Genomic DNA, 25,571 nt, shown 5'->3' with positions numbered 1-25,571 from the left:
TAATTATTTATTAGTGTATAAAGCTAATTTTAGTTAAATCGAAACTAACCAAATTAACGAATTAATGAACAGAAAATTAGTATTTGTTTTTCTTGCTACTTTTTTTATTAGTACATCTTATTCACAAAAAAAGAATAGAATAGATACTGATGGTGATGGGGTTATAGATAAAAAAGATGTTGATGATGATAATGATGGTATTTTCGATAGATTCGAAAATAGGGTTCGAAAAATTAAGATAAATAATTGGGTTAATCGTAACAATGTAAGCGTTTATAAGAATAATGTTTACTTTACTCGTGGTAATAGTGGATGGAATAATTCCGTTAACTCTCAACCTTTTACTTCCTTTGGCTATTTAGATAATTTTGTCGTATCGTTTAAAGCTAAAGTATCTACAAAAGCGATAGTAGGTTTTGGTATTGATGAAGAAAGTATTAATTTTTCTGATGTTGACTACGGTATAAGATTTGACGGAGGTAAGTACTCCATATATGTAAACGGTAGTCGTGTAACTAATAAAAAGTTTTATAGGTATAGTGATGATTTTAGAATTAGGTATGTTAATGGTAAGTTAGTATTCTTTAAGAATGCTAATAAAATTAAATCTATTAAAGTAGGTAAAGGGTTAGATTTTTATTTAGATACTTCTTTTAAAGGTGAAAATGGGTATTATAAAAGGGCTATATTTTCTGAATTCATAATTAATTCAGCTTCTGGAAATCGGGATATTGATGGTGACGGTATTTTAAATAGTTTAGATTTGGATAGTGATGGCGATGGATGTAATGATGTTTTAGAAGCAGGATTTTTGGATCCAGATAATGATGGTGTTATAGGTGAGGGTGTTCCTCGCGTAAATAAAAATGGAAGAGTAATTAAAGAGGGAGGGTATACGGATGTTAATGATGATTATTTGGATGCAACTACTCAGCCTTGTGATTCTGAAATTTCTGGAATAACAATTAACACAAGTGGTCTTCCAATTTCTACTTTTAAAGTTACATCAGGAGATACTGTTATTAATGATTTAACTAGTGGGGCTAATAGTAGCGAAGTTTTTGTAGAATTGCAATCTGTACCTGGAGAGAATGAGGTTGTATTAATTAATGTTGCTAAAACTTTAGAGAATTTGGCTTTAAATCTTAAGATAACTAAGTTACAAGAAGAATATAAAATAGAGGTATTTCAAAATGGTCTTTGGTTATTGTTGTCTCCTGAATTTTATAAAGTAGAAGGGGATAATATAAGCTTTTATAGTAAAGAAGATTTTAATAAAGTTAATCCGTTTGATCTTAATCTAATTAACGGAGTTGAATATAATAGAATTGCCCCCTTAGATCTGGTATTGGATGATTTGATTGATATTGAGGGAGGGACTTGGGAGATTACTGGCCCTTCTGATTTTTCAGTGATTATAGATCCAGATATTGCTGGGAATAAATTCGTATGGGATGGAACACAAGCATCACCAGGGGTTTATAAGTTTAAAGTACAATTGCAGGGAAAAGTATTTAATGGTCAATTTATTATTTTTTAATAATGAAAATTAAAATTTTATATAGTTTGGTCATTTTTTTGATCATAGTTTTTTTATGTTTTTTAATATCTAATTTTTTAAAAACTGATTCTGTTGTTGTAGTAGATTCTCAAAAAGTAATAGAGGAATATGATGGTTTTAAGGAAGCTAAAGATGCCTATGAATTGCGTGTAAAGGAATTTAGTAAATCTTTTAAAGAGCAGCGCAAAATATATGAATCTAAAAGTAAAGAATTTGAAATATTAGAGTCGGAACTTAATGAGCAGGAAAAAAACATAAAGAGAGCTAAGTTGGTCAAGATGAAAGAAGTCTTGCTTAAAACGGGAGCTACCATTGAAGAAAAGTCCTCCAAAGAAGAGGGAAAAATACTTCAAGCAGTTTTTAATAAAGTAAATGGTTTTATTGAAAGATATGGTAAGTCAAAAGGCTATAAAGTCATTTTAGGTGCAAATGGACAAGGGAATATACTATATGTCGAAGGTAAAAGTGATATTACAGAAGAAATAATTGAAGCATTAAATCAAGAATATGTTAAAGGGGTTGAAGAATAGATTTTGGTTTATTTTTCTAAGTATATTATTGGGTACAGGGTGTAATTCTTCTTTTAAGAACGAAGGTGAATTTCTCTATTGGCTTAATCAAATAGAAAATGGTTATCTCAAAAGGAATTCCGCTAATGGGTTTTCTTTATCCTTAAAATATCTTCCTCCGGAGTATTTAGCATATTTAGAAGTTAAAAAAGGGGGGCTTGATTCTGATGAAAAATATGAATCATTATTTAATGAATTTAATAAGTCTAGAACTTTTTTATTTACAATTGAGCATCAGATTCCCGGAGTAGATGCAACTAATTACAATATTCAAAGTGTTTCAGAATTTAAGGAAAGGGTGTCAAAACTTAATTTTCAAATAAAAGAATATATTTTTTTTAAAACAGAAAATGGAAAAAAGTTTAAACCAGTTCTAACAACTTTTGAAAATCTCTATGAAATTGGAGGAAAAAAAACATTTTACATTGTTTTTTCAAAAGTTAAAGAGATAGAAGATGATTCAGATAAAATAGATATAGTTTTTGAAGATCCTTTTTTTGAAACAGGAATTAATCATTTTGTGTTCGACAAAAAAAAAATTAAGTGTTTACCAGAATTACTATTTATAAACTAATAAGATTATGATTTCTATTTGTAGAAAATACATAAAAGCAGCGAGTTATATTTTGTTGTTAGATATGATGTTAACTATTGTAATACCATCGGGTAATACTATTTATGCTTTAACATCAGGTCCAGCTTCGCCTGAATTTTCAAGTTTTGAGCCAGTTGCAACTACTAATTTAGTAGACCCATTATCTGGTAACTTTACTTATAATTTACCTGTTATACAAATTCCTGGTCCAGATGGAGGAGGTTATGCTATGTCATTATCTTATCATAGCGGGGCATCACCAGAAGAAGAGTCTTCCTGGGTTGGCCATGGATGGACTTTAAATCCTGGAGCTATTAATAAGGGAGTAAGAGGGCTCCCAGATGAGTATGATAATACTCCTGTAGATATATATAATAGGACAAGGCCAAATTGGACGCTTAGTGGTTCAGAAAAGCTTAATCTTGAGTTTTTTAGTAATTCAGGTGAAGATTCTGGTGGTAGTTCTGGCGGAGGATTAGGTTTAGGAGTGTCAAAATATGTTAGGTACAATAATTTTCAAGGTCTAGCAAAAACAATATCATTAAGTCTTTCTAAGGGTTTTGGGAGTCTTTCTATGAATAGGTCTGCTACAGGGATTACTTTTAGTGCAACTATTAATCCTTTTAGTTTACTAAAGAAAGAGCAAAAAAAAGTTCTTAAGGAGAAACAAAATGTAAAAAATAAAGGATTAATTAAATTTGATAAAGAGGTTACGGCTAATGAACAAATATTGGCTAGTAAAGGTTCGGCTTTATCTGCAGCAGGGACAGTTGCACAGAGTTTATTTGGATTTAAGAGTTTTACCGATAACGGAGTACAAACATCACTTTCTAAACTTAAAGGATACAATTTTAATACCAGTTTTGGTGTAGAAATAAACCCAGCAGTAGCACCAGTGGGTATTGAAACAGGTTTAACAGGAGCATTTAGCTTAAATATATCAGAAGCTTTTGAAACGGTTTTCACTTATGGGTATGAAAATACCCCAAGTGAGATGGGTAAATATAGAATGGACTATTTTACAGAAAAAGCACAGTCTTTTGATAAGCGTGATTATTTCATAGGTATTCCATTCTCAACTCCGGATAATTATATGTTAACTGGAGAAGGACTTTCTGGAGGTTTTAGGCCATATAGGAAAAGTGTTGGTAATTATTTTCCCGAAAAAATAGAAGGGGATGATAACAAAATAAAAACTTTTGGACTAGGAGTGGAATTGGCTATCGGAACCAATGTAGGCGTTGGTGTAAATCTTGCTTTTGGGAATAATAAATCTACTATTAAAGAATGGAGTAATCAAAACCAATTTAGTGATTCTAATAATGATTATCAATATCGTTTTTATGGAGATATGGGAGGCAAAGTAGAATATGGAGATACTAATATTTCTAAATCTAAATTAAAGGCTTCACCAAATTTTCCAGGAATAACAAATGTTTCTGGTTCTGCTCCATCTGGTGTAAATAATTTAAATGAATCAGAAGCAATTGGTTCTTCTTTTATTCAAAAAGGAACAAATAGCGGTTTTAGTATTTATAACGAGGCAGGTTTAAAATATACCTATGATGTAGATATGATGGTTAAAAATACAGCTTCTCTATCTATTGATGTTCAGAAAGAAGATATCGTAGAGAAAAATTATCTTGCTTTTAAGAATTTGTATTTAGATAATCAGTTTAATGTTGAAGAGTGCCAACATAGAGTTGTGGTTGGAGATGTTAAGAAAGAAGGGTATGCAGCTACTTCTCTTCTATCAAATATTGTAACTTCTGATTATATAGATTTAGGTACTCCTGGTCCTGATGAATCAGATTTCGGAGGATGGACTTCCTTTGAATACTTTAAAAAATATGGAGATATCAATGATGAGGGTAACTCCAATTGGTATCGTTGGAGAATACCGTATAACGGACTTTTTTATAGTAAAAATTCTATTTCGGATTTAAAGGATGATACTGGTTTTGTGACAACAGGGGAGAAAGAAATTAATTTTCTTAAAAAAGTAGAGACAAAAACGCATGTAGCTTATTTTGTTACAAATAAAAGTGAGCCAACTCGTTTTGGTGTTAATGATTCGGATATTCAGGCAAAATATTTGCAAGGTTCTGGTTTGGATAGATTTGATGGTTTGGCAGCAGCGGATTTGGCATTTAGTGATCCAGCAGCTATTAATCCTAGTGCTAAAAATGAATTGAAACAATTAGAATATTTAGAAAAAGTTGTTTTATTTTCTAAAGATAGGCCAGATGTTCCGCTACAGACAACCAATTTTAAATACGACTATTCGCTTGTTCCTAATTTACCAAATAATGTTAATGGTAACTTTCCATCAAATACAACAAAGTTAAATAGTGGTAAGTTAACCCTTAGAAAAGTGTGGTCCGAATTTGAAGGGGTAGTTAATGCTCGTACAAGCTCTTATAAATTTGATTATAGATATAAAGATTTTGCAGATTATCCCACTTATTTAATAGATGAACATTCGGAGTTGGATAGTTTTTTTAATTTGAGTAACACCTATTCTGTAAATGTTCAAAACCCGGAATATAGTCCTTATACTTTAGATGCATGGGGGGGTAATCAGTACGCAGGTGCAGAGAGGCATTTAAATATTGTAAAATGGCCATACCAAGGAGATATCCCAATAAATTCTTTTGACCCAGCTGCATGGCAATTGAAGCAGGTAACTTTACCTTCAGGGGGTCAAATTTTAGTAGAATATGAAAGTAAAGATTATTCCTATGTCCAAGATCGTAATGTTATGGCATTGGTTAAATTAATATCTGCCAATGATAATTATGAAAATCCTGAATATACATTAGATTTAAGTGATATTGGATATAATAGCACAGAAGATGCGGATAAAATTCAAGAATTATATGAATATTTAAGAGCATATTTTTTGAAGGACTACGATGCTACTAATTTGTCAAACAATAATGTATACAGTAATGACTTTGGTAATTTAAAATCAGATAACCGAATATATTTTAAATTATTGTACGCTTTAGAAGGCTCTTATCCCGATTTGGAAGATTGTAAGTCAGAATACCTAACTGGTTATGCTAAAGTAAAAAAAGTTAAGCTCAATGGCGGGGCAATTTCTATTGAATTAGACGGGAGTAATGATGGTAAAAATTTAATAGGTGTTGGTTTGTTTGATGATCCCGTGGAAGATGAAGGGTATAGACTAACACCAAGGCAAGCATGTTATGATTATTATGTTACGCAACGATGGGGTAAGTATACAGCAGGTTGCGAATCAAAAATTGAAAAAATATTTGGAAAAGAAATGGATCAACTTGCAGATTGTGATGGTAAGTTGATAGATAATATTGGAGATGCAGTAAAAGTCGCAGGAATAACTGCATCTGGTATGACTTTGGTTTCCAGCTTGGCAGTTAATAGTAAATACCCATTAAAAACACAAGTTTGTAAAGCAATAAACCCTTCGCTTTCGTATTTAAAAATACCAATTAATAAGGCAAAAAGAGGTGATGGTATGCGAGTGAAAAGAGTTTTAATGTTTGATAAAGGTATTGAAACTGGGGATGCTGCTATTTACGGACAGCAGTATAATTACCAACTAGAAGATGGGAGAAGTAGCGGGGTAGCTACTAATGAACCAAATGATATGAGAGAAGAAAACCCTTTAGTTGGGTTTTTGCCTAAAGAGGATCAATCTTGGCTAAATAGATTGGTTGCTGGTAAAGATAGGGAGCAATCTGAGGGGCCTATAGGGGAATCCTTATTACCATCACCTTCAGTTAAGCATGCAAGAGTTGTTGTTGAAAATATCCATAGAGGTAAAACGGGATCTGGCCATACAGTATACGAGTATTTTACGTGTAGAGATTATCCTTTTGATAAACTTTATGACTACTCTCAAAATGACCCTAATGATAATCGTGAATATGATATAGGAGTAGCTAAACCAGTTAAAGGTGTTGATTACTCTGTTCTTCAAGATGAGAGTTATGATGATAAATTGCGTATTCCTACACCAAATTTTAGTTATAGTTTAGATAAGGCATGGGCTTCTCAAGGTTTCCGTTTTATTCAAAGTGGTATGGATGGTAAACCAAAATCAATTAGAACGTACGGAGGTGATTACGCTAATGGAAATAGTAGTTTTATTTCTTCAGGTCAAGATTTTTATTACTACGAACCTGGCGAAAAAGTGCCTATGTTAAAAGGTAATGGAACCTATTACATGGACACTCCTGGTAAGGAAATGGATGTTACTATGGAGAATTTTAAACTTAAAAATCAAATTTTAGATTTTAATTTTGAAATAGATGTGAGTGCAGGTTTAACTTTTCCTCCTCCAATATTTGTTTCAGGATGGCTTCAGTTTTCGTTTGCTGAGCAGAAATTAAGTAAATATGCTGTTTCTAAAGTTATTCGTTATCCAGCAATTCAAAAGAAAATAGTTTCTTATAGTGATAATATAGCGTCTATTACAGAAAATTTAGGTTTTGATAATGCAACAGGAAGATCAGTGGTTACTAAAACATATGATGCTTATCATGGAATAGTATCTGCAGAAGGAGAGAAACATGACGGGTCTATTTATAGCATGAATATTCCTGCGCATTGGAACTATGCTGCAATGGGAAGAAAAACGGAAGATGAGAGTTATACAAATCAATTATTGGCTAGCTCAGGACAGGTTATAACTTATGGCGATGGTGCCAATCCGATAAATTTAGGTGGAACATGGAATATTAAAGGGGATAAAGTAATATCTTCTGGAGCCAACACATTTAATACTTTGGCAGGTGTAACTACATGGATTGATGACAATATTAATTCTATATATAATTCATCGGGAGCAACAACGGAATTAGAGAAGATATGGAGATTACATCAAAGTTTTGTTTTTAAAGGAGAGGTTAGCAAATCCTCTAATAGGATAACTGAGTTCGGAAAAATATTTAATGGTGGTATTTTAGAAGGTTATACACCATTTAATTATACTTCAAATGCATCTCAAGATGAAAGATGGGTTAAATTAAGTGAAGTTACTAAGTATTCTCCAAACGGAAATGCATTGGAGGAAGAAGATGTACTGGGAGTGCCTAGCTCTTCTAGATTTGGATACAACTTTACACAGCCGGTAATGATTGCACAAAATGCAAGATATGATGAGATTTACTTTGAGCATTTTGAAGATAAACAAGACGTTACACTTCCAAATTTAGTTTTTGGAGTAGCGCACTCCGGACAATATTCTCAGCAAATTACTTCTGGGGCATTCATTGTAAATAATGTTATATCAAGAAAGTTGTTAAGTGATACAGGTGGTTGGCTTAAATTTTGGACAAAATCGGAGAATAAATTAGAAAACCCTAATATTTTGGTAGAGGGCGATTCTTATATCCCGCAATTTGTAGCTAAAACAGGAGAGTGGAGTTTGTATAGAGTCTTTGTTAATGCTAATTCTCTTCCTATAAATCAGGAAGTAAGCATGCAATTAACTTTTGATAATGTAAATACTACTTATATAGATGATATAAAATTTAACCCAAAAGAATCACAAACAACTTGTTTTGTCTATGATGTAAAATCTCTAAGATTGTTGACCCTTTTTGATGATCAACATTTTGGTTTGTATTATCAATATAATAATGAAGGACAGTTGGTTAGGAAGTTGATAGAAACGGAAAAAGGACTAAAAACGATAACAGAAACTCAATATAATACACCTCGTGAAGACCGTGAAGATTTTTAAAATAACAGCAATTATTTTTCTTTTAATGCCGGTGTATAGTATCTCTAATACGGTTACGCCATTTGATGAATGTAAAAATAAAATTCTTTCCTATTTAGAAAAAATGGAAAAGATGAATAAACCAGAATCTGGAAAGGTTTATTATGTGCGATATCGTATGCATACTGAATTTTCGAAAGAACTTCAGATATCTTCCAGTGAAACAGTTACGGAAGTAATGACCAGTAAGAATATGCTAATGATGAAAGATCAAAACATGAAGGTCTTTGGTGATGAAGAAAATGTTTTTGTTGTAATACCAAAAATTAAAAAAATATATTGGAATAAATCAGATCCAAGAATTTTTAATGATGCTAATACTTACAAGAAGTTTTTAGATATACAACGAAGTCTTTTAAATTCTGCTGTAGAAATTAGTTGTGTAAAACAAAACGATATAACTATTATTACAGTAAAACCAAGTGCAGAATTTTCTAAGCGTACTAAGTTGCTACAACAAAAAATAACTTATAATAATAAGTCGGAACGAATTATAAGTGTAGACAATAGTTATAATAGATATAACAAAATAAAGAATCAGACTATAGTATATGAGGCTCTTGATTTTAATAGCTCAAAAAAAATAGCATCCCCAATTACAGCCTTGTTTAGGGCTAAAGAATTAAAGCCTGCATATAAGGGATTTGAAATAATTGATAATAGAGAAAATAGATAAGAATGCAAAGTCAAAAGATTTATACCAAGCTATTACTAACCATAAGCCTTTTTGTTATGGTTATGAATCTACATTCTCAAGATTTAGGAGTTAAAACAGATAATACTATGATTGCTGTTCCTACTTCTGGGATTACAACAACAGGAAGTTTAAATTTTACTACACCATGTTCCAACTTTATCGTTCAAAATGGAAAGGTATGGGTGAAATTAGATTTAGGACAACAGTATAATTTTGGAAGTGGAACAGTAGGTATTCCTTTTGATATTACTGTTAATCTTGATGTTATTCTAGAGACAACAGGAGCTGTTAACCCCACTATAAATTTTGATTTGAATTTAGATAATCAAAAACCAGAGGGTTTAGTCTATTTAGATTTAAATCAATACATAGATGATACGAATGTTGCTACTGGATTGTCTTACTTAACAGAAACACTAAACGCAGTTACCGTTGTGGTTAATTCGGCAGTAGATTCTAATACCGCAATTGACTTACAAACTAATTTAGAGATAAGTCTAAATTATGAGTTGCAATATGGGTTAGATGTATCCAATAATCTAGTTAGCTTAGTTGGTAGTACTTCTGTTACGGATAGTAAAGAAGTTTCTTTTGAGTGGTTAGATACTTGTGATGCTCCTAATTATGAATTTCAACTTTTACGATTATATAATAAAGATGCTGCAAAAATTACCGACGAGCAAAATATTACAACCAATTTAGATTGGTCTAAAGCATTAAGTTTTCAAACCTATAGTTCAGAGAAACAAATTTCTTTAACTATAGGAGAAGGGCAAGGATTCTATGTCTGGAGAGTTAGACCTTTAGGTACTTTTTATGAAAATGGAGCAGGGAATAGTAAAAACTGGGGCGCTTGGAATACTTCTATGTACGATGCAAGTGATTATTCTTTTGTTGTACCTACAGGAACAAATGAGGCTTTTTTCTTTACGGATCCAGATGATAATACAAATTATCAATATAGTAGAGTTTTTACCGAAGGAAATAAAATAAGTGAGCAAGCAACATATGCCACCACTTTAAATCAGGTAAAACAAACGCAGCGTTATTTTCCGTCCAAGGATTATAAAATTATTTCTCAAACAATATTAGATAATTCAGGAAGACCAACCTTAACAACTTTACCAGTTCCTTTGGAAGGAGAAAGAATTAACAAATACAAAAGTAATTTGGTAACTACTAATGGAGAATTGTATCGTGCAAAACATTTTGATGATGCCTTAAATTATACACAACCTGCTGTAATTGACGCTACGGGTGCTTTTGGTTATTACTCTAGTCTTAATGTAGACAAAAGAATTCCTGATGCAGAAGGGTATCCATATACTAGAGTAATTTTTAGTAATGATGGTACAGATAGAGTGGTGGAGCAGTCTGGAGTTGGGAAAACTCATATGATTGGTAGTCAGGCATCTAATCAAGGGCGTACTGTCAGAACACTATACGGTACTCCAACGGAAGAAGAATTAGTATCCCTTTTTGGAGATGAAGCACCAGATCCAGAAAGCACCGCGAAAGTAATAACAATTGATCCAAATAATACAAAATCTGTAGCATACATCACTAAAGAAGGAAATACCATTGCAACTGGACTAACTTTTAGTGAAGATGATTCTGTATTAGATAATATAGATACAGTATCTTCCTCTGTTTCAGGGGTAAATGATAAAATATCTAATAATATTAAAACTGAAAAAGGATTTAAAGCCTCCAAACGAATTACTATTTTGGAGGATGCTACCGAGGTTAATATTAGTTATTCAATTACTAAACCCGTATTAGAAGGGTTGTGTAATAATCTAGAAATTGAGTTAGATTATGAACTGCGCATAGAGATATTTGACGTGGAAACAGGAGAAGTAGTGAAAGAGTTCTACAGAGAAAGTATAGCAGATTCCTTATTAGATCCATTAGATGAACAAATTACTATTGATTTTGGAGCTGTAACTTTGGATACTGGAAGTTATTACATTCAAAAAAGTTTAGTTCCTTCCAACAATATAACTGGAAAGTTAGTAACCTCTCAGGAAAATACGAAAAAACTTATTGAACCTTATTTTGCTTGGTTAGTCAGTGCTTTGGACGAAATAGACTGTGAGGAAGAAATGGAATATTTGTACCATGATATCTTTTTTTATGGACAGAAAATATACCAACAGCAATTAGCTCAGAATAATGGATTATTAGAATTTAATTGTGAAGGGTGTTCAGATATTTCGTATCAATTTAATAGAAAGGATAGTGCTGATCCAGAAGCCCCTGCTGAATTTTTAGATTTTTATGAAGGCAACGAAAGTTTATATAGTGTTACTATAGTTTTTGTGGATGACGCTGGTGAATTTGTTCCTTTAGATTATGGATCTACCACAAGTTTAGGAGATATTGTACCTGTCGAAGTGCGGTTTTCTACACCTTGTTGTGATTTTGATATACCAATTGCCTTTACACCACCATTTAAAAAACCTTCAACAGAAGCTATGGAGGCTTATATTGATGACCCTGTTGCTGTAGACCAAGTAAATACAGCAACAAATTATTACTCACCATCTTCCAATCTTATAAACCCAAATACATTTTTTCTAACACAAACAGAGGAAAATTTTCTATACGAAGACGATGGAAATGGAAATATCACAATTATTAACAGAAACGCCTATCCATTAGATTTTGAAGGATATGCTATTTCAATGTTGTACCAATGTAAGAGTACGGTAGACCCAACGTATTTAATAACGGATGCAGAAAACGATATTTATAATGCTATGCGTGGTTGGCATAAACCAGGTTTGTTAAATCAAATGGTTTATCATATGGCAACCGATAGCTATGGTAGTGTTGGTTGTGCAAATAGAATTGATGGTTCAGATAGTCGAGATATATTAGCAAATACGGGAGATCCATTGCCACCTCCAATAGACGGTTATCACGTTTGCGATGGTGCAGAAGCTCCTGTTAGAATTAACAACGCACAATATTCTGTTCAAGAGTTAGCTGAATGTTGGGAGCCTTTGGTAATAGAACTTGTAAATCGTATTTGCATTGAACCTTTTCAAGCAGATATAGATCAAAGTAGCAATGTATCGGATAATGTAGATGATCAAGAAGAAGAGGGGGCATCAGTAGATGATATTGCGGAGAGTATTGATAGCTGGATTATTCGTTTAATTTCTAGAGCAAAAATAAAAAGGAAACTAAAAAAGCAAAAAGCAGGCACAACGGACAATATAGCAGACGAGGTAGAAAAACAAAATGGAAGTTTGGTTAAGACCTTTTTGGAATGCACGGGCTATGCTTTTGCAGATATATTGGATCCAGATGAAACCGATCAGACTAGCGAATTTTCAGAATTTTCTACGGATTTTGATGGGTCTCCTGGTAATGGGGAATATGACAGAGAAAGACTTTCAAATGGAGGACAAGGAGAGAATTGGTCTTACTTTTCTATAGATCCAGATGTTTCTGCAGGAACATATGTAACTCCGCCTTCGGATCCTGAGATAGAGACTGCTAATATTCTTAAAGAAATTTTTCCTTATCTACAGGATCCGGTGTATGCATTTAAATATTATGGGTATGAATCGGGTACTTTTCCAGATTTAGAGGTGCAAACTTGCTATAGAGACCCCAATATTTGTTATGATATTAATGGTAATGAGGTGCCTTGTTGTGGCGGTACAGTTGAAGACCCTGTGCCCTGTAACTTTTGTGGATTAGGTTATATAACCTGTCCTTATACTAAAAAAGACTGGAGTTGTGATCAGCGCTTTACGTTTTATGATATGATTAAAAACTATAAAGAAACTGTAGAGCCAGAAGCAGGAGTGGTAATTAATTGCGAAAATTATTATGAAGATACCGAGTATGTTATAAATCCGGATTATGGTATACTATTAAATGAAGATCAAAGTAATACGGGTGATTTTCAACTGCAGTATACGAATAGCGATATTACTTTAGATGCTTTGGTAGATTTAAAATACTTATCCAAAGGGTTAGTAGATACATATCTAGTTAATACTTTTTCTTCTCTACAGTCTAATGGTGTTGTGGAGTTAAAGGATATTAATGGAGATGTGCAAACTAGCGGGGTCAGCCTTATAGAGAATGATGCCTATGCTATGCAACAAGAATGCGCAGGAGATTGCGATGAAAGAAGGAGTGAATTTAGGGAGCAGTTAATTAAAGCTTTTGTGGATCGTTGTTATGAGATAGGAGAATGTAAAATAACGGCAAATGATAATATTGTACCATTAGCAGATATAGAATTAATGGTAGATCAAATAGTGGAACAATGCAAATCGCAATGTGCTATTACTTCATTTGCTTGTACAGATGAACCATGTCGTTTGCCAACAAGATCTCCGTTAGAATTTGGTGGTAGTCCAGCAACAAGTAACGATTTTAATATTTCCTATATAGACTTCGGTGTAAGTGGCCCCGTGGTAACTGGGTTATCTAATAGAGAAAACCAAACTCTTAAAGTTATAGATCCTAATAATGCATCTATTGTAGATACTGGTGAGGTAACAATAATTGAAAATATATCGACAACAGGAACTTTTGAAAAATATGATTATAATTCTAACCCCTCTATTTGGGATATAAGAAGATCACTAACCTATGCGGAATATTCTAGGTGGATACAAGCTAAAGAATGGGATATAGTACTAGATATTCCAAGCAAATGCGATGCTAATGGAAATTACAATACGTCTCTTACGTATGATGTGGATGGTTTTCCTATAGAAGCAGTATATGTAATGAATGAGGATGAAGAGTGGGTAGTACAAGACTTTTCTCAATGTGAAAGCCCGTATGTAACAAGAGATAACCCAACAGGGCCTGGAGATACTTTTGTAGAAAGAGATAAATATATTAAAACAAATACAACACCAATTTCACCAAATGATCCTTCTTTTACTACTCCTGTAGAATCACCAAAAGTTGGAATTGAAGTAAAAATCGACCAAAATTAAAAAGCCAGCAATATGCAAAAAATAGCAGTTTTATTCGTGTTTATACTATTTTCTTTTATTACTACTGCTCAGGATGGGGCTTTGTTTGATTATGAGATAGAAAGAATAGATGGGAATAATTATGAACTAAAATTACAAGTTTCAGGAGATATTGATATACAATATATTCAGATTCACTTTTTAGAAAAAGGAAAATCTTTAGATATTTATGAAGCTTCTCTAAATAAAAAGAGAGATGGTAGATATTATCTCTTTTTTAAAGGAGAAGAGAACCAAGTTTTTTTAGACAATGTAGAGTTTAAGTTTACGCATAATTATGGTTTATTATCAGAGCCATCCGTAATAGTAAAACTTATAGATAAAGATTTTAAGGTTATCGATTCTTACCAAAAAAATATAGATTAAAAAAATATTGGAAATGCGAAATTATTATATCCTAGTATTCTTATTATTTTCTCTGTTTGTCAAAGCGCAATCGGATACTAATGTATCGGTTACAACAAGTGTTTCCAATGCATTAAATTTATGTGGAGATGCAGAAACTGTAACGGTAACTGTAACTAATTTGTCTCCTGTAATTGCAACAAATATTATATATAAATCAGACTTACCTATTGGTATTTCTGTAGAATCCTCATTAGTCTTACCTAATACAGGATCTAGTGATTTCCCTTTTTTTGAAATCCCTGCGATAAACCCAAATGAAACGTATGTTTTTAGCTACACTATTAAGGGTACTTGTGAATGGTTAGAAGAGTTTAATGGTACCATTGATGATGAAACGGAGTTCGAAGTTTCCGCTTCAAATACTATTAGTTACAGTTTAAATAATGGGCCGTCTCAAAGTTTTACTGGAAACTCAGAATCGTTTAATGTCCGTTTTGCAGAATTAGAGGTTAAGGTAAAAGATGAGGATGTAAATCAATTTACAGGGGTACTTGAGAAAGATACGGATGGTACTGTTTTTACAAGAGAAATAGAAGTCCGTAACTCTGGTTTAGGAAAACTTTCTGAATATACATTTTATGTAGATATAGATAATAGAATCTCGTTCAGTGAAATTTCGCTTGGAGGACAAGTTATAACTCCAACATCCAATGGTGTATCTCCTTCAAATTCTAATTTGGATAGGTATACTTATGTTTTTACGGACTTTACAGGAATAGGAAATAACGATTCCTATTTTGATCAAGATGAACTTTTTGTTTTTGAAGATAAAGTTTCTTTGCTTTTTGGAACCTGTGAGTCAGCTTTAGAGACGAATTATACAGCTAATTGGGGATGTGATGCTACATTTTGTAATGTAGGTGATTTAGAAGCTACTTCTATTGCGTATGTTTCATATGTTAGTAGCTCCCCGTCAATATCATTTAATGAAGCAGTAGTGGTTGACTCTGGAAATCTGTGTTCAGATGTTGGAATTTATGAATTTAAATTAAAGAACAATGTGAGTTCTTCTTCAGTTTCAAATTCAGGGAATGCTTTGGATGTTTTTATTATAGAAACTTATGGTTATGGAACAACTTATACTATAGGCGGAATTAGTTTTCCAGACGCTGATCCGGGAACTGCTTATCGCGCTAATTTAAAAGATAGTTCGTTGCTAACTACAGATCCTGATGGTATTGGTGTTGGACTTGAGGATGTTGATAAGGATGGTTATTATGATGATTTACCAGCAGGTAATAGTATTGTCCTACGAGTTACATTCTCTACCAGTTGGAATGCTACTTTATTTGATGTCAATACAAAATGGCTGTTAAGACCGTATGGTTATTATTCAAATACTGATTGTAATCCATCTAGTTATTCTACTTCTATGGGGCATTTATATTACTCTTCAGCAGTACTTAGTGAACCAAGTGGAACTTTTCCTTCAGAGATATCAACTGGAGAAACTGCTATATTTGAATTTAGTGTTAATCGTACAGCAATGAATGCGCGACCTGTAAATGGTTTAATTTTTGGGGGTTATTATTCAGATTTTGTATTACCATTAGGTTTTAGTGTTGTAGGAGCTCGATGGTCTCAAAATCCATCTGTTTCCTTAACTGTTTCACAAAGCGGAAACACCTATAGGGTTTTTGGAGGAGGTAATTCGGGGAGTTATGAATTAGATATTGTTGTTGCATGCCCAGATGTTGCTGCTCCAGAAATTGCTGACATTAAATGGGATATGTATTTAGATGCCTGTAGTGATTATAGTTCATTGGAGCCTATTTCAATAGCCAGTCTAACAAAATCTATTTTTACAGATTATGACTGTCCAGGTGGTGGAGGTGGAGGTAGTTGCGATTTTGTTACGGATTCTTTTAATGTGGATAGGAATACTTTTGGTTACGTTGATCCATCCTCAAGTTCATATTATACAAATAATGAATTATCAAGTGCTCCTAGAATTTCTTCAACTTCGTCTGGAATAGAGTTAAATAAGGCTTACCCTTTAGATAAAGTCATAGTTGAAGCAGAAGGTAGAGTACTTCAAGGGACCGTTATTGAAACATATAATACGTTATTTTTTGAGTTCGCTTATAATAGAGTGAATGAAGATGATGCCGGTCTGTTAAATCATCAAACAAATGGTTCTATTTCAGTTGGAGGTAGCTCATATACTTTAAGTAACCCTCAAATTACAGTTGCAGGGGAAAGAATAACATATCTTTATACTGTAACAGGAGTTAATATTACTAATAGTGTTGAGCAACAGATTACGGTAACAGGATTAGAATTACAATTCCCCTCTAAATCGGCTACTTCGCTTAATAGTGGAGCTTTTCAGCTCGATGTTTTTAGAGCTAAGTTTTATGGAGTAAAAACGAATGGAGATTATGGTTGTACTACTTCTCAACCCACTGATTTTTCTATTTTAATACCTGAATTAGAGGTATATGATATTACTAGAGATATCACATGTACTGGAATTACCGATAATGGTTATTTTAGAATGGATTCTGCTACAGGATCCGACGATTTTCCAAATGAATATAGACCTCTTTTAATTTTTGGCACCTATAAAGTAGAGCCTCCATCAAACTATAGTATTAGAGAAGGTTATCCATTTTCTAATACAGGTACTAACACTACACCTGAAGGTGCTATAAATTTAAAAAGAGTTCCTACAAGGAATGATGATTCGTCTACGCCAGAAATTGAGTTTACGTATGAAAACCATATAGCTGCCGATCAAATTGCAGGTAAATTGGGATCTACATTCTTTCTAACAAGGGTAGCTTATGATCCTATATGTGATGCTAATTATCAAATACCCTCTAGAGGTACGAGTATAACAACAAACTTTACTCTTACATATATAGACCCTTTAGAAGGTACAATTCCTCAAACAATCCAAAATACTGCTGCAAGAAGATTTTATGTTGAAATACCGTTTACAGTTGGCGTTAATACTACACAAGAAGGATTTGAACGTACAGTTAGTTGGCCAGTTGTAATTTGTAATGAAGCAACAGGTGGTTTTGGATCTCAGATGACAGGAGCTTGGACAGCATTGGAATTAAAACAAGATGATACAAGAACAAAATTATTGGGTGCCACAGACGAAAATGGGGTAGAGTTAGAAGTTATATTTTATGGAGGACAAGATGTAGGTTCTGCTAGAGGGATGTTAGTTAAAACTGAAAATATATCAGCTCAATCGTGTAAAACTATATATCCTAGAGTAGCATATATTGAATGCGTAAATGATCAAACTCAAAACATTGAACTTTTAACTAGTTGGAGTTGTGGAGAATACCCATTAGAAGGTTTGGATCAAGTATCTTTAAATGGAATTAGTTCTCTTAAGGATTTTGGAGTACTTTCTTGTCAATACCGTTTAGATGAGCAAGAGGTTACACTTCGTTACAAAACGGGAGATTTAAGTTGGGAAGTTAATCGTCTGGAAGATGAAGTAGACTTATGTGAAGCTATGCCTTTTGAGATTAAGGTGGTAAGTTCAAAATTTGCTAATGTTTACGATACGGATTTAACAATACAGCTTCCTCAAGGAATTGGTTTAGAAGATATAGCAAATATTCAATACCAGTATGATGGCCAAACAGGTTTAGTTAATCAGACAAATTTTATTGTTGATAATAGTACTTCATCTAATGAAGTAATAATTAAGGTGTCAGAGTTAGTAACGGATTTATTAGTTACTGCTGCTGTGCCTGGTATTGTAGCAGGAGATAATACTATTCCTGGTTCTCGTTTATTAGGTAAAAACGAAATTATCTTTAATATCAACTTTGTTGCAGATTGTAATATGGATCCTGGTATTCCAATTCGTTTTGATTTGGATGGTACAACCAATTGTGGTGATAGTGTTAATTTGGTGTTTAATAGATCTTTGCCTATTAAAGGAGTTATTTTACCAGATTTAACAGTCGATATTCAAGCAAGTGATTTTGTGGTATGTAACAACCAAAATGAAGTAGAAATTACTCTATTAAATAATGGAGCGGTTCCAAATGTAGCACAACAAGAACTTAAAGTTACACTTCCTGCTGGTGTTTCTTATGGCGGAGTCGTTACTGGTTTTGATGCCCCAGTACAGACAGGTAATGTATTAACATGGGATATTGATGATATTAATACCAACCTAAACCAGAGCTTTAAAATACTAACAACTTTAACTAATTTTAGTTTAACGGAATTAGAGTATAAGGTAGATGTAATCCAAAATGGAGAAGCTACTTGTATTCAAGATTCTCAAGCATGTGATTTAGAAGTAACTTCGGCTCAAGATACAGATATTTCTAATCAAATTACATTGCCATCTGTAACTATAACACCGATTACTAGTTTACCAGTTTGTGAGGGATCTCCAATTGTTCTTTCTGTTGCTTTGGAAGGAGTTACAGACTATTCAACATATGCTTTTAATTGGAATATTGCTCCAACATCTATAAATAATAATCAGTTTACTTTTAATATTACCAACTCTTCTCAACTATCTGTAAGTGTAGCGCCAAACGGAAATAATAGCGGTAGTTGTACTGGTAGTGCTAATATAGATGTAGATGTTTATCCTGGAGCTGCTTTAACTATGACCTTAATAGAAGGTATTACATGTTCTAGTCAAGCAGATGGTAAAGCTACAGTTCAAATTATAGGAGAGAATAATTCGGGTTACACCGAGCAACAACCTTTCGAAATTGTATCTGCATCTCCTACAGGAGTAGTAACTATTGGCCAACAAGTAAGCAGTGGAGAGCTAATAACGGTTGAGAATTTACCGCAAGGGCCTTTCCGTATAAGTTTTAGGGATAATTATGGATGTACTTTCGAGAGAACTTTAAATATTCCTCTAATAGCCAATCCAATTACTAATTTCTGTACAAGTCTGCTTCCATGTGGCGTAGCTTCTGGTAATGTAGATATGAGCTTTAATACAGCAAATTTACATAGTAGTTTAAATGGCACTAATTATAGCGCAGTAGTTATAGAGAACCAAACAGGAACAGCTGCACTGAACTTTACGGGAACTTTTCCAGATAACCAGACACATGCATTAGCAAATGTCTCTGATAATGCTAGATATACTTTAGAACTCACAGCAACAAACGGTTGTGTTTATACGAGACCATTTGTAATTGATACGTATGAAGTATCCGCAGCAATTGCCAACGATAATGGCGATCCAAACTTTTACGAACTTTGTTTTGCTAACGATACTAGAGATATTGTGGTTAGTATAAATGACAATATCCCTACTTGTTCTTCTTTTACAGTTCCTAATTACCAACTATTAATTGGTACGGTAGATGCTGATGGAGCATATGAAGGAACACCGCAAGTATTTAATGATATAACCAATGAAATTACTTTTGAAGGTATAGGTGTTGGTACTTATAAAATAACGGTGAAACCAGCTAGTGTTAACGGGTATTCGGATGATATTACACTATGTGAAGAGGTTTTAAATTTTAATATTATTTCGCGTGCTAATTTTAAAGCAGCATTAGAAACTAAAGATCCACTTTGTGCAGGAGAAGAATCTGGTAGTGCAGAGGTAATTATAAATGGAGGTACAGGAAGTTTTACCTATGCTTGGTCTCAAAGTGGCGGTGCAGATATTATTTCTACGGGATATAAAGCAACAGGATTACCAGCAGGTAACTACCAAGTAATGGTTACAGATGAAAACGGATGCCCTAACGGCATTCCATTGACCTTTACATTGACAGACCCAGCACCTTTAGATGTCCCTTTTATAGAAGATGTACAAACGGCTTGTGAAGCTATTGCTGGTGGTAATGGCGGACTATCCGCAGCTGGCTATTCTTCTGGTGTGGCACCGTATACTTTTACTTGGTATGAGGTGATTAGTACTACAGATGTTAATGATGTGGTACAAACAGGGGAATCATTAGTATACCAAGAAACAGTTCCAGAAGGCGGTACTTCTACCTACCCTGGTATAACCGCAGGAGACTATAAAGTAGTGGTTAAAGATGCTAATGGCTGTACTACTGAAAGTTTAGTTACAGCGGTTACCCAGCCCGAAGTACCAAGAAAATATAATATATGTTTATCCTGGAAAACAAAGGCTATAAAAGAAAATCAAGAGATAGATCAAAATACTTTTACAATAGATCCAATTGGGCCTTCTAACTTTAAGTTAGCACTTACATCCCAAGTAGACCGTTGTATTGCAGAAGCACAAGAAGTAGCACAATCTAGCGTGCAAAAACTTGCGAACGATATAGAAAGTTTACAAGATGCGGTACAATTAGAATATACAAATGGTGTTAGCGATGTATACCATTATACCTTGTATTATTATGATAGGGCAGGAAATTTAACACGTACAGTCCCTCCAGAAGGGGTTAATTTAGTTTCCTCACGTATCCCAACAAGCCATACCTATGTTACGGGCTATGATTATAATAGTATAGCACAATTAGGAAAGCAAAATACGCCAGATGGGGGTACAACTAATTTCTTGTATAATGATATTGGTCAATTACTATATTCTCAAAACGAACGCCAGATTGCAGATGCTGCATATTCTTACAGTATTTATGATGATTTAGGACGAATTATAGAAGCGGGGGAAGCCACTTTAAACGGAAAAGTATTCCCTACGGATTTCTTAATTAATGATCAAGCAAATGAAGCTATAGCAAAAGCAATTCCTTTAACAGAAAAAGCAGAATATATACAGACTACTTTTAATGAGAAGGCTTTAGTTACCTACCAAGAGGAGGAACAGCGTTATTTAAGAAATAGAGTTAGCCAAATTTATAATTTAGATAAAAACGGACAAGAAACAAAAACGTATTATAGCTATGATCCGCATGGTAATGTAGAGTGGATTATTCAAGATTTACCAGGAATAGGGCAAACAACGGTTGCTTATAAGTACGATTTAATATCGGGTAATGTAAATAGTGTAGTTTATAATAAAGACAGACAAGATGAATATCATCATGCATATTCTTATGATGAAGATAACCGTATTGTATCTGTAAAAACATCCAAAGATGGGTATCTTTGGGATGAAGATGCGCGTTACGATTATTATTTACATGGTCCATTAGCTAGAACAGAAATAGGAGAAGATCGTGTACAGGGGCTAGATTTTACCTATACCATTCATGGTTGGTTAAAAGGTATAAATACGCCAGATTTAGTACAAAGTGCTTATAATCCAGACGGCTTAAATGTACAGGGGGATCCAAATACAAAACATGCCAAAGATGAGTTTGGTATGGCATTGGGGTACTATGAAGGAGACTTTACAAGAGATGGAGTTTTTGATACTCGTTTAACAGCGGCAAACCCATTTGTATTAGAAAACCAAGTAAGTGGTGTTTCGCAAAATTTATATAATGGAAACATTAGCACTTGGACATCGCAAACTGCTGCCGAGGCAAAGGAAAAGAATGTTACCAGTTACCTAACAGGGAATGCGTATAGATACGATCAGCTAAACCGTATAAAAGAGGCAACTACCAAGGCTTTTAATGAAGCAAGCCAATCCTATGCAGCTATAAATGGCAATGCAGATGCTTTCCGTACCAATTATACCTATGATGGTAATGGTAATTTAGAAACGTTAAAACGTTATAAGGACGATGGGCAGTTAATGGACGATTTAGCTTATAATTATGATCTAACGAACCCTAACTTATCTAACAAATTAACGCATGTAAATGATGCGGTTGGGCAGGTGAGTGCAGAAATTAATGATTTACCAAACCAAAACGATGGTAATTATATGTACGATGCTATAGGGCAATTATCTAGGGATAATAGCGAAGGACTTACATATATATGGAATACTTCAGGGAAAGTTTCCGAGATTGTTCCAGATAATACTGGCAACGCGGATACGCAAAAAGTATACATGAAGTTTACGTATAATGGTTTAGGCAATCGTATTGCAAAAATGGTAAACCGTATGCCGTATGATGCTGGCGGTAATGGGCCGCAAGTACATAACCCAGAAGCAGTAGAAACGACCTATTATAGTTTAGACGCGCAGGGGAATGTTATGGGTATTTATAAGAGAGAAGATGTAAAATTAGATCCTGCGAATATAGCAAGCCAGAGTTATAAAGCGGTATTTAAAATTACAGAACGCCCAATGTATGGTAGCGATCGTATTGGGCAAGATACTAAGGAAGAAGAATTGTTTAGTACTACCTATAACTTTGAAAATGAAGAAGCTTACAATAGCGTAGCTTTAGAATTTAAGGAAGCCATTAACCAAGTAGCATTTAGTACAGTAATGGTAGCACAGAATAGTGATCAGGAGTTGTTTGATGTAGATGGTAATTCTGTTTTTGTACCAGGAACAAATATTGCTTCCGCAGCTGTAGATGGTGCTTTTGTAGATCTATTGTATAACAGTACCATAATACAAGATGGCAATAGCACCCCAATAGACACCGATAATAATATCTTTTTAATAGAAGATGTACAAGAAACTCCAGTGGGGTATGGTGTGGTAGCTTCTAGTTATTTCAATGGTGGTGTAGAAGAAGGTGTATTGTTAATTTATGATACCAATGGGAATATAATACCAGGCTTGCAACTAATAAATGCGGATACGGCAGAGGCCATAGATGCCTTGGCAAAAAGTGTGGTAGTTAAAAACCCAGCAAGAGATAATGAGTATCTATTATTTTATAAAGATGTTGTTGGTGGCTTACATACCGCAACCTTAAGTACCGCTTCTGGTAGCCTAGAAGTGGCAAGTGTAGAGAGCAGAAGCTTTGGTAACTATGGCCGTCATATGGCAGTAGTAGATGACCGTAAAAACAAGCAAGCATATATTTATGCAACAACCCATAGTGGTGCGGTAGTAGATGTAGATGGTACAATAAAAACTCCTCCACAGGCTACTGTTGTTCGTTTTGTAATAACAGAAACAGGAACAATAACAGAAGAAGGAGTGGTAATTCCTGCTTTTGATAGTTACGATACCAAAGGAAACGGAGAACTACAAATTTCTTTAGACGGTAAAAGCCTAAATATGTATAACTATACAGATTTAGCTACGCAATGGACAGGTCTAGGACAAGCGGAAATACGCACTTGGCCATTCAATCAAGAATGGTTGCCTATAGAAGAAAATGCTAAAGAAGTAGCCTTGGGTGGTAATATAGGCAAGGGCTCTGTCTTAAATACAGGCACGGAGTTGTACTATACACAGCGTACGCATGAGGTAAGTACCACTACAGAAACGGTAGCGGTAAAACGCGCTTCCGATGGGCAAGTATTAGCAACGGACTTAGGAGACTTAAGGGCAAATAAAAATGATAATTTTTATTATTTTGCCCAAGGTAAAAACCAAGGAGCAGAATACAACCTAATAGCAACCAATACTACTGCATTAGCTAATTTACCAGTTTCAGATAATGGAGCTACCGGTTTTCAACCCTACCAACCGTATACTATTAATGGGGTTACGGCAGCAGAGAATAATGGGGTGGTATACCGTACTATAGGTAAAAAGTATTACGAGCTTAAAGATCATTTGGGTAATGTACGTGTAGTAGTTAGTGATCGTAAAAATTTAAATACTACAGACAATGCCCTAAGTGCCAATGTGGTAAGTTATAATAACTATTATCCTTTCGGTATGTTGCAACCAAATCGTAACTTTGATTCTCAGGAGTACAGGTATGGTTTTCAAGGTCAAGAGAAGGATTCTGAACTGAAAGGGGAAGGGAATTCATTAAACTATAAGTATAGAATGCATGACCCAAGGATTGGTAGGTTTTTTGCAGTTGACCCTTTAATAGGAAAATATCCTTATTATTCGTCTTATTCATTTAGTGGAAATAGAGTAATTGACATGATTGAATTGGAAGGGAAAGAACCTCAAAATCCAAAGTATCAATGGAGTACAAGTGATGGTTATAAAAGTTATGGTGATTTTTATAAAAGAGGTGGGCATCTTGCATTGGTACAAGGTTGGTGGGTATATTCTGATTTTGATAATGAAACTAATGAAAGGAATAGGTTTTGGAATCCAGAGAAAGGTAAATGGATACAATTTGATCCAATGCCTCCAAAATCTTTATCAGCAGATTTGGAATCCTTAGGGAAGTATCATTTAAGAGCGTTATATGACAATACAACTATGGATTTAACTTATACTCTTGAGGCAGGAGTTGGTGAGGCTGATTATATTAGGTTTATGGGATACCAATTTGATAAAGGACTTAAAGCTTCGGGAACTTTTAAAATACTTGAATTAAATGGATTAGATGCATTTAGAGCTTATTATGAGAAAGGAGAATTTGAAGGTATTAATCAAAATTCATTACATGTTTTCGATGGGTTTAGTGGGAAAGGTGAATTAAAATATTCTAAAGGTATTTATGCAGGTTCTGGATCTGTTGAATTAGAATTAAATAGTAGTTTACTTAAGGTAAATGGAGAGATTTCGGGAAGTTATTCAATATTTTCTTTATCTGGTTCAGGTGAAACAACATTTAATACTTCAACACTTGAATTTGTAGGATCAGACAAGAATTTAGATTTAGGAATTGAGTTTTTTGATTTATCTAAAAAAGGACCAGCGAAATTTAAAAATGGAATGGATGTTTTTCATAATCTAAAATTAGATATGAATATTGATATAGATGGTTTCATTGATAGTATTAATAAGCCAATTATAAACGAAAATTCTAGTAGAAAGGTCAAGGTTTATGATGATAATCCATAAATTAGTGTTATGTTTTTTAATTTTGTATTTACTTTTATTATTATTTATCTTTTTTCAAGGTTTTTTATAAATTTTTCAATTAGAAGGAACTTTGATTTCAATGATAATAGGTTAGAATCGGGGACTGATTTTAAAACATTTGTTAGAAATTTAAGAGTTTTGTTTCTTGATTATTTTTTTTTAAATATTGAAAAGAAAATAAAGATATTTAACGGAAC

The 25,571-nt window shown here is 33.6% G+C and carries 8 protein-coding genes; all 8 read left to right on the top strand.

Going from position 1 to position 25,571, the window contains the following annotated elements:
- Nucleotides 1-64 precede the first annotated feature (64 nt).
- The 8 genes from Q0820_RS11955 to Q0820_RS11920 are packed head-to-tail and all read left to right on the top strand — an operon-like array spanning nt 65 to nt 25,353.
- Nucleotides 65-1,540, top strand: a complete 1,476-nt coding sequence (locus Q0820_RS11955) for a hypothetical protein (RefSeq protein WP_298487872.1) — start codon at nt 65-67, stop codon at nt 1,538-1,540.
- Between the two features lie 2 nt (nt 1,541-1,542).
- A complete protein-coding gene (locus tag Q0820_RS11950; protein WP_298487871.1) occupies nt 1,543-2,091 on the top strand; it encodes an OmpH family outer membrane protein in 549 nt (182 codons plus the stop codon).
- Nucleotides 2,069-2,704: a hypothetical protein gene (locus tag Q0820_RS11945; RefSeq protein ID WP_298487870.1), complete on the top strand. Its 636-nt coding sequence runs from the start codon at nt 2,069-2,071 to the stop codon at nt 2,702-2,704. Before Q0820_RS11950 ends, Q0820_RS11945 begins: the two co-directional genes overlap by 23 nt.
- A gap of 7 nt (nt 2,705-2,711) precedes the next feature.
- Nucleotides 2,712-8,459, top strand: coding sequence for a hypothetical protein (locus tag Q0820_RS11940; RefSeq protein ID WP_298487869.1), 5,748 nt, complete (start codon nt 2,712-2,714; stop codon nt 8,457-8,459).
- Nucleotides 8,437-9,174: a hypothetical protein gene (locus Q0820_RS11935; protein ID WP_298487868.1), complete on the top strand. Its 738-nt coding sequence runs from the start codon at nt 8,437-8,439 to the stop codon at nt 9,172-9,174. The genes Q0820_RS11940 and Q0820_RS11935 overlap by 23 nt, the downstream gene beginning before the upstream one ends.
- 2 nt (nt 9,175-9,176) lie before the next feature.
- Nucleotides 9,177-14,171: a hypothetical protein gene (locus Q0820_RS11930; RefSeq protein ID WP_298487867.1), complete on the top strand. Its 4,995-nt coding sequence runs from the start codon at nt 9,177-9,179 to the stop codon at nt 14,169-14,171.
- A 12-nt stretch (nt 14,172-14,183) separates the two neighbouring features.
- A complete protein-coding gene (locus tag Q0820_RS11925) occupies nt 14,184-14,576 on the top strand; it encodes a hypothetical protein (protein ID WP_298487866.1) in 393 nt (130 codons plus the stop codon).
- 13 nt (nt 14,577-14,589) lie between these two features.
- The gene (locus Q0820_RS11920) at nt 14,590-25,353 is read left to right on the top strand and encodes a hypothetical protein (protein ID WP_298487865.1); all 10,764 of its coding nucleotides are present in this window, start codon (nt 14,590-14,592) and stop codon (nt 25,351-25,353) included.
- The last annotated feature ends 218 nt before the right edge of the window (nt 25,354-25,571 follow it).

The organism is uncultured Maribacter sp. (assembly GCF_947495965.1).
Lineage (GTDB): Bacteria > Bacteroidota > Bacteroidia > Flavobacteriales > Flavobacteriaceae > Maribacter_B.
The sequence above is the reverse complement of the archived record's forward strand: the minus strand, read 5'-3'. Positions and strand labels throughout refer to the sequence as shown.